The sequence below is a fragment of the Streptomyces fagopyri genome, assembly GCF_009498275.1.
GTDB classification, from domain to species: domain Bacteria; phylum Actinomycetota; class Actinomycetes; order Streptomycetales; family Streptomycetaceae; genus Streptomyces; species Streptomyces fagopyri.
In genome coordinates, this window is sequence record NZ_CP045643.1 from 8,332,151 (window position 1) to 8,345,331 (window position 13,181).

Sequence of the window (13,181 nt, forward strand, 5' to 3'; positions counted from 1 at the left end):
ATATATCGCGTTCGGTCGAGGTGAACGCCGCTCACCGAAGGAGAACGCCGCTCTCTCGTGCCTAGACTGACTTCATGAGCGACGCGGCCCCCGGCACCCCCACACCTCCTCCGCCGTCCCCCTGGGAGCGCGAGCGCCCCGCCCGCGCCCGCGTCGCCGCCGCGCGTACACCGCTGTCGCGCGGACGCATCGTGGAGGCCGCCTTCACGGTGCTGGACCGTCAGGGGCTCGACCGTCTGTCGATGCGCCAGGTGGCGGCCGAGCTGGGTGTCACGGTCTCCGCGCTCTACGCCCACGTCAGTTCCAAGGACGACCTCCTGGAGCTCATGTACACCCGGCTCTTCGACGGCTTCGAGCCGCCCGCGCCCGACCCGGAGCGGTGGCAGGAGGAGGTGCGGGAGTACGCCCGCTCCGGACGGCGGCGCCTGCTGTCCCACCGGGACATGGCCAGGATCTCCATGGCTCATGTGCCTTTCACCGCCGAACTGCTACCGCACGTCGAGGCGTTGCTCGCCGTCTTCCGTACCGCCGGACTGCCCGACCGCATCGCGGCGGAGGCGGGTGACCTCATCTCCACCTATATCGACGGGTTCGCCGTGGAGGAGGGCATGTGGCGGGACCGGGCCGCCCAGCAGGGCGGCGAGAGCTCCTCGCCGGCCCGCCCCGACTGGCGTGAGATGGCCGACGAGATGCGGAACTACTTCGCGTCCCTTCCCGCGGCGGACTTCCCCCATCTGCGCGCCCTGGCCGCGGTGATGGTGACGGACTCCTCGGACGAGCGGTTCGACATCGGCCTGGAGATCATCCTGCGTGGACTGGCGAGCTACCTGCCGGACCCGGCCGCCCGCGCGGGCGCGGACGTCTCCCGGGCCTCGGACGCCGGCTGATCCACGACACCTCCGGCGTCCCCGCGGCGATCCGCTCGGGATCCGCGGGCGGTGGCGGGCGCCGGTGATGCGTGACGGGCGTCGTGGTGTCTCGCCGGCCTTCTTGCCGGGGCGAGTTGAGGTGAGGTCCGCCTTCGAGCGCCCCCGCGGACCGTCACTCCAGTGACATCGGCCCACCGGGTGGCCGTCTGGTCGCAGCGGGACCGTGAGGTCGTCGGCGCGGTCCCTCCGGGCGTCGCCGGAGGGTCTCCCGCACGGCTCCGTAAGAGGGCATGATGGGTCATCAGTACCGGTCAGGCGACGCTATGCTGTCGTCAAAAGTGAATAATTTATTGTTCAATTATGTCGAGCACGTGCCGCTCCGTCCTGCCCGTCACCCACTGTCCGGTCACACCCGGGCAGAGGTGCGTTCCGGTGGCGCCGCGCGGCAGCAGCATGTCGTCAACCCTGGAAGGAAGTGCCGTGGCGCCGGTGCTTGTTGGACACGAAGGCCTGCTGGCCGGAGAACGGATACCGGTCATCGGCACCCGGGTCACCTTCGGACGCAACCCCGATAACACCGTCGTCATCTCCAGCCTGAGCGTTTCGCGCTTCCACGCGGAAATCGTCCTCGACGAGACCCAGGGCTACGTGCTGCGTGACTGCGGCAGCAGCAACGGAACACAGGTGAACGGCGAGGATGTCGAGTCCCAGCTGCTGAAGCCCGGGGACGACATCACCATCGGCGACCAGGAGTTCCGGTTCGAGGTCGCGGACGCCATGGAGACCATCATGGCGCTCTCGCTGCCGAGGTCCCTGACGCACGGCGGAGAGGAACTCGCGCACGGCCCGGTGCTGCGCGTCACCGTGGCCGGCGGCGGCCCCGTCGGCCTGTCGCTCGCCCTGCTGCTGGAGCACTTCCTCGGCGCCCAGGCGCAGATCACCGTGTACGACGGCCGGTGGCGCAAACAGGGCCGCAAGATCGTCTGGAAGGACGCGAGCCAGGGCAACGTGCGGCGCCAGCAAGTGGTGACCGTACAGAGCCGCCAGTACCTCGGCCTGCCCCAAGAGGTGCGCGACCGGCTCTTCGACCCGGACAACTACACCGAGATGTGGCCCTCGGGCCCCGACTCGGTCGGCGATCACCACCCCCGCAACATGCGCATCGCCTACATCGAGGACCGCCTCCTGGAGGTGGCGAACGAGAAGAAGGGCCGGATCCAGCTCGTTCCCGCCCGGTTCAGCATCGAGGAGCAGCAGGACGCCCTGGCCACGCAGCACGTCCTCGCGATCTGTGACGGCGGCCGGTCGCACACCCGCGAGCACTTCGCCGCCAAGTTCGGAAAGGCGGACGAGTCCATCTACTCGCTGGACGGCCGTCACCTTCAGGACGTGGTGCTCGGCCTGCGCGTGAAGTCGGGCCTGACCGACCCCATGGCGGTGCTGCTGACCGTCGCGCAGAACCGGTTCCTGCTCAACTCCCTGCGCGGCGAGGGCTTTCTCAACATGCGCCTGACGGACGCGGAGACGGCGGAAGTGGTCGGCATCGACCCCGTGCGCCGCGTCTTCGAGGAGTGCATCGCCTCCCGCCCGTGCCTGATGGGCCGAGACGAGCACGGCGACTTCCAGTGCTCCACCCACAGCACCCTGTTCCTGCCGGCCCTGATCAGGGGTTCGGCGCTGTGGAAGCGGGTGCATGAAGGGCTGCGCCTGTTCGGCGTCGAGGCGGACGACCTGAGCGCGGTCACCTCCTTCCGTCTGGACATGGTGCAACGCCCGCGCTTCACGGCGGAGTTGCTGCCGCCCACGGCCAACTCCACCGGCACGTACGGCTTCCTGCTGGGCGACGCCGCCAACGCCATCCACTTCTGGCCGGGACGGGGGCTCAACAGCGGCCTGGCGTCCGCGATCTCCCTCGCCCGTTCCCTCAACGGAGCCTGGAACGGGAAGCCCTTCCGGGACGCGGACTTCCTGCGCCACGAGGCCGCCATGTCGATGCTCCAGTACCGCCACAAGAGCCGCGCCTGGAAAGCGATGGTGACCAACGACGACCAGGGAGCCACCTGGGCGATCAAGGACATCATCGCGCACGGCATCGACGGGATCGCCGAGGAGCCGGACCGCGAGGCGGACACCGCGACGCTGCTGGAGCGGATGCGAGGCATCCGCTCCCGGCTGGCGGCACGCATGTCCGGTCTGCCGGACGACGAGGCGATCCTGGAGCGGCTGGGGACCTTGGAGAGCAGCACGCTGCGCATGCTGGTGCTCAGCGGTGCCTGGGACACCCTCACGATGGGTGGCGAGGAGGTCGACATCGACATCTTCTACGGTCAGGACTCCGCCGCGGCCGCCGCCGCCGTCGAGGCCCTGGAACCGGTCGCCCAGGTCTGAGAACCGTCAGGGCCGTAAGGGCCGTCGGCCGCGCGGGCTTCCGGGCGGCCGACGGCCCGCGCGCCGGCCTCGTCCTGCCGTCCGGAGCCTCCCGAACATCCCCGACACGAGCGTTGCCGGTACGGGCTTTGCCGATACGGTCCTTGCCGGTACGGGCTTTGCCGATACGGTCCTTGCCGGTACGGGAGTTCGCGCGGTATCCGCGCCGTAAGCCCGTAAGCCCGTAAGCCCGTAAGCCCGTAAGCCCGTAAGCCCGTAAGCCCGTAAGCCCGCAGGCCCGGAGGCCCGCAGGCCCGGAGGCAGGGCAGTCGGCGAAGCGCCGATAGGCCGGATGCCCGGGTCCGGATGCGGCCGTTGTCCGGGCCGCCGCAGAATCCTGACCATGTGGAGATCCTCTGGGACCCGGCACTCCCACCGGGCCGTGCGGCGTGACGGTTCGCGGCATCTCGGCGGTTCACGACAGGCCATGGCCGCGTCCGCCGCCTGCGGTGTCCTCCTGACCGCCGTGACGGCCTGCGGTGCCGTGACCGCGTGGACGAGCCCCGGCGAGGCGCCGGGCGGCGAAGGACCGGCGGCGTCCGCCCGGCCCCGCCCGGCGCCCGCCCCGCGCGCGGAGTCCTCCTCCCGGGTCCCCGGCATCGGGGACAGGATGTGGGAGCGGGTTCCGGCCGACACCAGCCAGGTGGTGGTCGTCTACGGCGATCACGAGGACTCGCCCGACGGGCTGGTGGTGCTCTACGAGCGGCGCGGGACGGGCTGGGAACGGACCGACGGCTGGCGCGCGCACAACGGCAGACTGGGCTGGACGACCGACCACCACATGGACGACGAGCGCACCCCGGCCGGCGTCTTCACCCTCTCCGACGCGGGCGGGGCGCTCGACGACCCGGGGAGCCTGCTGCGTTACCGGCAGGATGCCCACGCCTTCGCGCCGCCGGCGGGTACGGACGAAGCCCACCGCCACGACTTCGACTACGTCGTCGCCATCGACTACAACCGGCTCAGGGGCACCCCGCCGTACGACTGGAGCCGGCCCCTGGGCGAGGACAAGGGCGGCGGGATCTGGCTGCACCTGGACCACGGTGACGGCACGTCGGGCTGTGTCACCGTCCCCGAGGACGGGATGAGGACCCTGTTGCGCACCCTCGACCCCCTGCGTCGTCCCGTCGTGGTGATGGGAGACCGGGAGTATCTGCGGGGCTGAGGCCGGGGGATGTCCACCGGGAGGCGACGGGCAGCGCGCCCGCCTCACGTCAGCGGACGCCGCTCCTTCGCCACCCCCACCGCGCCGGTCCGCGTGTCGACACCGAGCCTGTCGTAGATCCGGTCGAGGTGGGTCTTCACCGTCGCCTCGCCGATGTGCGGGGCCCGCGCGGTCTTCCGGTCGCCGAGGCCCCGGGCGAGCCGCGCGAGGATGTCCCTCGCGGTCGGCCGGAGTGGGGCGCGGGCTGCGCGGGCCGGCGGCACCCGACCGGCGACGGGCGCCGAGAGCGTCGTACGGCCCTGGGCGGCGGCGTGGATCGCGGCGAACACTTCCTCCGGACACGGGGCCTTCAGCAGATGGCCCGTCGCCTCGCTCCCGTGGGCGCGGGTGACGTCGGCGTCGGTGTCGTACGTCTTCGGTGTCGTACGTCTTCGGTGACCTCGACGCGAGGTTCGCCGCCGAGGGCGTGGCCGCGCTGAACCGCTGACCAGGCAGGAGGCCACAGCGGGCCGTGGGGGCGGTCCCTCAGCGGGGTGACCGGCCCCACGGCCCGCTCCGGCCCCCGGCGGCCACGGTGCGAGGATGGGACGGTTCACCTTGGCGTCATCGGATGTGGGGGTAGGGACCGTGCTGGACGATCAGTCGGCGGAGGCCGCGGCGGGGCAGGAGAGCGGGGTCCTCGGTACGTCGGCACCGCCCGGTACCTCGGCCCCTCCCGCGCAAGCTGCCGGGGGAGGAGCCGCCCCGGGGGACGACACCACGGTGAGGGAATCGGCCGCGGGGGAATCCGCTCCGAGGGAATCCGCCACGACCCGGCGCCGGCTGATCGGCGGGCTCGTCGGCCTCGTCGTCCTCACCGTGCTGGTGTCCCTGTTCTTCGTGCCGTGGTGGGTGCTGCTGGCCTCGGGCACGGGGTGGCCGTTCCCGGTCGCGCTGGGCGGTGGTGTCCTGTTCGGGGCCGCGCTGGTCGCGTTCCCGGTGATGATGGCGCTCGGCCACGGCCGTCGGCAGTGGGACCCGGCGGCTCGTACGGGTGACACGATCCTCGGCGTGATCTGGGTGCTCTTCGTGTGGTCGGGCCTCGGAGGCGTGCTGCGGCTCGTCCTGGGCGCCGTCGGTGTCGGAGGACAGACCACGGCCAGAAGCGTGGCGGTCGCCGTGGCGGCCGTCGCGGCGCTGCTGCTGGCCTGGGGCTACACCGAGGCCATGCGGCTGCCCAGGGTCCGGCAGGTCGACGTCACGCTTCCTCGGCTGGGCCCCGGGCTGGACGGGACCCGTGTGGTCGTTCTGGCCGACACGCACTACGGGCCCATCGACCGGGCGCGCTGGTCGGCGCGGGTCGTGGACGCGGTCAACGCCCTCGAACCCGACATCGTCTGCCACGCGGGCGACATCGCCGACGGCACGGTCGCCGCGCGCCGGGAGCAGGCCGCGCCCCTCGGGAGGGTCCGCTCGCGCCTGGCCAGGGTCTATGTCACGGGCAACCACGAGTACCTGGGGGAGGCGCAGGGCTGGCTCGACGAGATGTCCAGGCTCGGCTGGGATTCGCTGCACAACCGTCATGTCGTCGTCGAACGCGGCGGCGACCGGCTCGTCCTCGCGGGAGTCGACGACCGTACGGCCGCCTCCTCCGGCCTGGCCGGGCACCGCGCCGACCTCCCCCTCGCCCTCGCGGACGTCACTCCCGATCTGCCGGTGCTCCTGGTCGCCCACCAGCCCAAGCAGGTGGCCCAGGCGGTGGCGGCCGGTGTCGACCTCCAGGTCTCGGGTCACACCCACGGCGGCCAGATCTGGCCGTTCCACCTTCTGGTACGCGTGGACCAGCCCGTGGTGCAGGGACTCAGCCGTCACGGTGAGCGGACCCAGCTCTACACGAGCCGTGGCGCGGGCTACTGGGGTCCGCCGTTCCGGATCTTCGCACCGAGCGAGATCAGTCTGCTCGTCCTGCGGTCGCCCGTGTGACCCGTGCCGGTCCGCGACGGTCCGCACGCGGGCCGATCCGGAGAGGCCCCTCCGCCCGGCGTGACGGCGCCGGGCGGAGGGGCCGGAGTGGTGGCCGCTTAGGTCACTTCCCCTTGCCCGGCCCGGGGTGGTAGGCCTTCCTGCCGCAGCTGTTGACGTCGATCCGGACGACCTGCGGGTCGTGGTCGCTCGCCTGGTCGGCGAACTCCGCGTTGATGTGGACGACGTCGTAGTCGTAGTGGGTGATGGAGGGGCTGGTCAGGATGTGGTCGAGGGTCTGGCTGTTGCCGTCGAAGACATAGCTGTAACGCTCCGGCACCGGAAGGGTGTTGATGAGGTCGGTGAGGACGTCGCCGTTGTCGGTGAGGGTCTTGACCGCGTCGGAGAACTCGTAGTCGTTGAGGTCGCCGAGTGCCACGATCCGCGCCTTGGGGTCGGCGGCGAGCACGGAGTCGACGAAGGCGTTCTCCTCCTCGGCCTGGAGCTTGCGCTGCGTCTCGGAGGAACGGACCGGTTCCTGGAAGCGGCCGTGCATCGGATCGTCGCCGCCCTTGGAGTTGAAGTGGTTCGCGATGACGAACACCGTGTCGCCCTGGAACCTGAACTCGCCGACGAGGGGCTTGCGGCTGTTGGCCCACGCGGCACTCGTGGGGTCGATGCGGCCCGGCGAGGCGGAGAGACGGGTCTCGTGCTTGCGCTTGTCCTTGACCACGGAGACGGCGGTGGTGGAGGTGTCGCCGGCGGACGCGCGGTCCACGAACGAGACCCGCTTGGGGTTGAAGAGGAACACCTGACGGATGTTGCCGCCGGGCTCGCCGCCGTCCTGGTCGTTGACCGGGTTGATGTAGCGCCAGGAGTACTTCGGGCCACCCGCCGCGGTGATGGCGGCGGTGAACCTGGTCAGCGTCGCCTCGGCGGAGACGGTGCCGTCGTCGGTGGCGCCGTTGTCGTCCTGGATCTCCTCCAGGGTGACGATGTCGGGGGAGGAGAGGTTGGTGACGATGCCCTTGGCGAGGCGGGCGAACTTGTCGGCGCCGTCCGTCGGGTCGAGGTTCTCGACGTTGTAGGTGGCGAGGGCGAGTTCCTTCCCCTTCTGCTTGCGCGTCACCTCCTGCTTGAGACCGTTGTCGACGGCCGTGCCGGTGGTGGCGGCCGAGGGGGCGAGGAGATATCCGCCGAAGGACGCGTAGTCGACCGGGCCGGTGGTGGTGCCGGCGAGTTCGTCACCGACGTTGAGGGTCGGGGTGGAGCCGTCGGCCGCGACGATCTCGATGCGGCCGGTGTTCTGCTGGTCGTAGGCGCCGTAGAGGGTGCCGCCGCGCTTCGTGGGCCGCTCGTGGGGCTTGGCGGTCACGAACATCTCGCCGTACGAGTTGGTCGCGCCGGTCACCCGGGCGTCGCGGACCGAGGCACGCATGCCCTCGATGGACTCGTAGAAGTCCTGCGAGTAGACGCGCGGTTGGAGGGGGAGGGCCTCGATGCTGCCACCGTTCGCGGTGGGGGTGTACGCGCCCGGGACGGTCGAGTCGTCCAGGACGACCGTGTCCGGGAGGGCGTTGCCGGTGGAGACGGTGGTGGAGACCGGGCTGCCCAGCTCGGTGACCGACTGGGTGCCGGTGCCCGGGTAGTACTCCGTGACCTTGCCGCTGACGAGGACCGAGTCGCCGACCGAGACGGTGGGCGTGGTGGAACCGGTGTAGACGAACAGGCCCTCGCTGGTGGCGGGGTCGGTGTCCGGGGTCGGGTCCTGGATCCAGTAGCCCTTGCTGCCCGTGGTGCGGACGGCGGTGACGATGCCGGGGACGCCCGCCACGCTCTGGCCCTTGAGCGGCGACACACGGGTCGGGCCCTGGATGTCGTGGATCCGGAACGCGCCCGGGGCGGTGGGTCCGCCGGGACCGCCACCGTCGCCGCCGCTCGCGGTGTCGCCCGCGCTGTTGGTGGCGGTGGGTGAACCGGCTGTGAAGTCGGCGGAGTTGTCGTCGGTGTCGGCGAGCGAGGCCTTGCGGGACACGGAGGTGGTGTTGCTCGCGGCCGGCGCGGCGGTGCCCTCGCGGACGACGGCGGTGCCGTAGCCGAGGAGGTCCACGACGTTGGGGTCCCCGGCGCAGTCGGCGGCCGTCTTGCAGGTCAGCGCCGTGGTCGACCTGACCAGGGCGACCGTGCCGCTGCCCGCGGCCATCGCGATGCTGCCGGTGGCGTCGGGGGTCGGCAGCGCGGTGGTGCCGCCGCTGCCCGCGCCCTCGGCGACCAGATAGCCGCCACCGGGGGCGAGCGCGCCGGTGAGAGGGGTGACCTGCCAGAGGGAACCGGCGGAAGGGGAGGCCGGGAGGTACTGCACGCTGTACCCGTCGAGCGGGTACGCGGCCGTCGAGCGGTTGGCCAGCTCGACGAAGTCGTTCGTGAGCGTGGCACCGGAGTTGCCGCCGCCGCCGTACGCCTCCGAGATCACGACGTTCGTCGACGGCGTGGCAAAGGCGGCGGGCAGCGGCGCCATGACGACGGCCGCCGTGGCGGTCGCGGCCACGAACGCGGCGCCGGCTACGCGCACTGCGCTGGGTCTGTGCATCGACACGTGAGTGACTCCTTCAACGTCCGCCGGAAGAACGGCGCATGAGGTGCGGTCAGACAGGCTGGAACCCTGCGATCGGCTGAGGTTACGCGCGTAGAAATGGGCGCATCAAGGGGCGTGTCGTTAAATCTCTGGGTCCAGTGGCTGACTTTCCGTCTCGCGACGCACCCTGGTGGCCGTTCCGGCGGACCCCCGGCCCAGGGCGCACGGCCACGGACCGGCGACCACGGCGTGCCGTCCGGTGTCCTCGGCGCAGGTGCCGTTCGCGCCTCGGGATGTCGCCCGGTGGGCGCCGCGTGAGGTTCGGGTTCGCCTCTGGCCGTGCCCGGCACGGCAGTTGCCGCGTCGTACCGCCGATTGCACGGCGTGGGGGCGCAGTTGTGTGCGCGAAGGCGCCACTGCCCGGAACGAGCGGACTTTCCTCGCCCGCCATGGCCGCCACGGCGCGTTCGTGGCGGAAGGCGGCACGCTCGGGTCCGGAACAACTCCGGCGGGGGATGGGAAGGGTGCGGGTGTGTGAGGGCGTTCGAACCGGGACGGTACGGCGTAGAGATTGTCGCGACACCCGGCCGGTCGGAATTCGCCGGCGGCCGGATTCCCGTGCGGCTTTCGCGCCACCGACAAGGGAGGTCAGAGCCGCCCTGACGCCGGGAGAACGGCAATGGCCGTCCGCGTGCAGACGTCCGCTTCCCGGCGAGTCACCCGCCGAGCGGTTACTCCATTCGTGTCAATGGCCGTCGAACACTCCGCGAGGCGCGTGCCGGAGAATCGGAAAGTCGGCTGGAATTATGAGCTGCCATGGGCGTGCTGTGAAGAGCGCGAGTATGACGTGCGGGTGTGTTTCTTTCTGTCGAACAGGTGGAGGGCGCGTGCCCGCCGGCCGGGCGTGCGCTGTTCGGCACCACGCGGTGTTCTGTACGTGGATGCGCCGGGAACGCGCTCTGATGCGAGGTGGCGGCCGGACCCTACCTTGATGACGTCGGGGTCATGACATCACCGACAAACGCAAGGGCCTTATTCCCAAAGGGCTGTTGGGGAATTGTGGCTCGTCGGGGGATCGGCCTTCCTGTGCGGTCGTCCGTCGTCGCGTGCCGGCTCCGCCGGGGCAGGTGTTGCCGCTGTGTTCCGCCGTGATTCTGGGAGGGTTCGAATGGACATGCGCTACGAGGCGTATTCCTACGCCGACCGGCTGTTCTATGACTCACCCGTGCAGTGGGCCGTACGGGAGGAATTCCCCGCGGCCACCGAGGCCGCGCCCCCCGGTTGGGTGCGCAGCACCCGGGAAGTGTGGGTGGGCTTCCAGCCCGTGACGCCCGAACTGCCGCAACAGGGCTGGAAGATTCACGTCGCGGCCCGCCTCGACAACGCCCCGCACGTCCTCGAAGTGGTCCGGCGCTACTGCTTCGACAACGGCGTCGCCTACAAGTTCCTGCGCAGCCCCGGACTCGTGCAGACGCAGAACGCCAAGTACGCGGCCCGCGCCTCCAGCGGGAAATTCCTCACGCTCTACCCCCGCGACGACGCGGCGCTCGAGCACTGTCTGAGCAACCTGGACGCCGCGCTCGAAGGCGCGCCCGGACCGTACATCCTGAGCGATCTGCGCTGGCGCCAGGGGCCGTTGTACTTACGCTACGGCGGCTTCGTCGAGCAGTTCTGCCGTGACGAGACCGGTGAGCTCGTCCTCGCCTTCCGCGAGCCGTCGGGGAAGCTGCGCCCGGACGTACGCGCCGCCGTCTTCGAAGTCCCGCCCTGGGCCCCGGTTCCGGCGGTCCTCGCCGAGACGCTCGCCGCCGCGTCCCAGGCCAGCGTCGACGACTTTCCCTACACGGTCGAAAGCGCCCTGCACTTCTCGAACGGCGGCGGCATCTACCTGGCCCGGCGGACGACGGACGGGCAGCAGGTGGTGCTGAAGGAGGCCAGACCGCATGCCGGCCTCGACCAGCGGGGCGACGACGCGGTCACCCGCCTGGACCTCGAACACGAGACGCTCGGCCGGCTGGCCGGCCTGGACGCGGTGCCGGCGGTACTGGGCCGACTCACCGCCTGGGAACACCACTTCCTGGTGCAGGAGTACATCGAGGGCGAACCGTTGCACCGCTGGTTCGGCCGCAACTACCCCTTGGTCCACCCCGAGGTGACCGACGAGGACACGGCCGAGTACCGCGTCAAGGCGCTGCGCATCCTCGACAGCATCGAAGAGGGTCTGCGCTCGATCCATGCCCGAGGCGTCGTCTTCGGCGATCTGCACCCCCGGAACCTCATCGTGCGGCCCGACGGCCGGGTGGTGTTCGTCGACTTCGAACTCTCCTCGCCCGCCGACGCGTTCGTGCGGCCCGCGCTGGGCGCGGCGGGATTCGCCGCGCCGCCGGAGCTGACCGGGTTCGCCGTCGACGACCACGCCCTGGCGGCCCTGCGGCTGTGGATCTTCATGCCGCTGCTGCCCCTGACGGTACTGAGTCCGTACAAGGCCGACACCCTCAGGGCCGCGGCGCGGGAGAGGTTCGCGCTGCCCTCGGCGGAACCGCCGGAGCTCGACGGCCGGCCCGAGACCCGTCCACGGCCGGCCCCGCCGGATCAGTTCGACGAACTGTTCAGCGGCGAGGCGGCGATGTGGCCCCGGTTGCGCGACGAACTGGCCGCGGCGATAGCGGCCGGCGCCACCCCGCACCGCACCGACAGACTGTTCCCCGGCGACCCGAGCCAGTTCACCCACGACGGCCTGGGACTGGCGTACGGCGCGGCGGGTGTGCTGTGGGCCTGCCACGCGACCGGCGCCAGAGTGGATCCCGCACATGTGGGCTGGCTGCTCAAGGCCGTCGACCGCCAGCCGCTGCGACCCGGTCTGCTGGTCGGAGGGCATGGCGTGGCCTACGTCCTCGACCTGCTCGGACACCGACAACAGGCCATGGACCTGCTGGACCGTCTGATGAAGGACGACTCCGACGGATACGGCCCCGATCTGATGGGCGGTCTGGCCGGCATCGGGCTGTGCCTGCTGTCCTTCGCCCGGACGACCGGGGACCGGACCCTGTACGACGCCGCGGCCGAGGCGGCCGAGCGGGCCTTCGCCGGACTGCGCCTCGACCGGGCCGAGCCCCCGGACGGATCGAGGGCAGGCCTCGTCCACGGTGCCAGCGGAACCGCGCTGCTGTTGCTGCACCTGCACCAGGTGTCGGCCGACAGCAACCTGCTCGATCTGGCGGGCCGCGCCCTGGAGCACGACCTCGCGCGGTGCGTGGTGGCCGAGGACGGCACCCTCCAGGTCGACGACGGCATCCGTGTCCTGCCCTATCTGGAGTCGGGCAGCGCGGGCATCGCCGCGGTGCTGCAGGCCCATCTGAAACACCGGCCTGACGCCGGGCTCGCGGAACAGCTGGAGCGCATCGCCCGCGCCGCCGTACCGGAGTTCATCGTCCAGCCCGGGTTGTTCAACGGCCGCGCCGGACTGATCGGGCTGCAGGCGCTGCTGCCCGACGCCGCGGAACGCGCCGAGGTGATCCGGCGGCACGTACGCCGACTGCTCTGGCACGTGATTCCGTACGAAGGCCATCCGGCCTTTCCCGGGGAGCAGTTGCTGCGTCTGTCCATGGACCTGGCCACGGGGAACGCGGGTGTCATGACCGCCCTCGGCGCGGTGTACGGGGGCACCCCGATGCTGCCCTTCCTGACCGTTCCCACCGAGCCGGCCGAACTCGTCGCCCCGAGCGCCGCGGAATCCCGGCAGCGCCCACCCTCCGGGGCCCTCCCGGCACCGGCCGGCTGACACGGACCGGATGACGCGGACCGGCCGGCAGCGTACGGCCGACCACGTCCGACCGACATCGGACAACTGACCATGACCGGCGCGGCATCGGACAACCGACCACGACCGACCGACCGGCACCGACCGACCGGCACGGCACCGACTGTCCGACAGCGCGCCGGCGCATCCCGCCCGCGGCCCGGGAAAAAGGCCGCCCACAGAGTTCCGGCAGAGAGCCGGAAGCACCCACCACCACCACCCGGAAGGGGACCATCATGTCCATCCTCAGCCTGCAGGCCCTGGAGACCCCCGAGGAAATCCTCGAGTACCGCTCCGTTCTCAGCTCCCTGAGCGCCGTCAACTGCACCAACAGCACGGTGAGCACGCTGCTCTGCCTCTGATCCACCCGCCGGCCGCGCCACTTCGGCGCGGCCGGCACCCTGC

At 71.1% G+C, this 13,181-nt stretch carries 8 protein-coding genes; 6 read left to right on the forward strand and 2 right to left on the reverse strand.

What is annotated here, in order from left to right; all coding sequences use genetic code 11:
- The first annotated feature begins 74 nt into the window (after positions 1-74).
- From GFH48_RS36035 to GFH48_RS36045, 3 genes are all read left to right on the forward strand, one after another.
- Positions 75-887, forward strand: coding sequence for a TetR/AcrR family transcriptional regulator (locus GFH48_RS36035; protein WP_153292256.1), 813 nt, complete (start codon positions 75-77; stop codon positions 885-887).
- 462 nt (positions 888-1,349) lie between these two features.
- Positions 1,350-3,257: an FHA domain-containing protein gene (locus GFH48_RS36040; RefSeq protein WP_228121131.1), complete on the forward strand. Its 1,908-nt coding sequence runs from the start codon at positions 1,350-1,352 to the stop codon at positions 3,255-3,257.
- Between the two features lie 466 nt (positions 3,258-3,723).
- Positions 3,724-4,461, forward strand: a complete 738-nt coding sequence (locus GFH48_RS36045) for a L,D-transpeptidase family protein (protein ID WP_153293279.1) — start codon at positions 3,724-3,726, stop codon at positions 4,459-4,461.
- Between the two features lie 44 nt (positions 4,462-4,505).
- Here GFH48_RS36045 and GFH48_RS36050 read toward each other — a convergent pair whose 3' ends face one another.
- A complete protein-coding gene (locus tag GFH48_RS36050) occupies positions 4,506-4,790 on the reverse strand; it encodes a response regulator transcription factor (RefSeq protein ID WP_407698683.1) in 285 nt (94 codons plus the stop codon).
- Positions 4,791-5,223: 433 nt separating this feature from the next.
- Here GFH48_RS36050 and GFH48_RS36055 point away from each other — a divergent pair, with 433 nt between their 5' ends.
- Positions 5,224-6,423 carry a metallophosphoesterase gene (locus tag GFH48_RS36055; protein ID WP_153293280.1) on the forward strand — a complete coding sequence of 400 codons (1,200 nt, stop codon included), beginning with the start codon at positions 5,224-5,226 and terminating at the stop codon, positions 6,421-6,423.
- Between the two features lie 103 nt (positions 6,424-6,526).
- Here GFH48_RS36055 and GFH48_RS36060 read toward each other — a convergent pair whose 3' ends face one another.
- Positions 6,527-8,992, reverse strand: a complete 2,466-nt coding sequence (locus tag GFH48_RS36060) for a lamin tail domain-containing protein (RefSeq protein ID WP_153293281.1) — start codon at positions 8,990-8,992, stop codon at positions 6,527-6,529.
- A 1,153-nt stretch (positions 8,993-10,145) separates the two neighbouring features.
- On the opposite strand from GFH48_RS36060, the gene lanKC reads away from it, so the two are divergent.
- The gene (gene lanKC, locus GFH48_RS36065; protein WP_228121133.1) at positions 10,146-12,758 is read left to right on the forward strand and encodes a class III lanthionine synthetase LanKC; all 2,613 of its coding nucleotides are present in this window, start codon (positions 10,146-10,148) and stop codon (positions 12,756-12,758) included.
- A 254-nt stretch (positions 12,759-13,012) separates the two neighbouring features.
- Positions 13,013-13,138 carry a SapB/AmfS family lanthipeptide gene (locus GFH48_RS36070; protein ID WP_148014162.1) on the forward strand — a complete coding sequence of 42 codons (126 nt, stop codon included), beginning with the start codon at positions 13,013-13,015 and terminating at the stop codon, positions 13,136-13,138.
- Positions 13,139-13,181: the final 43 nt, after the last annotated feature.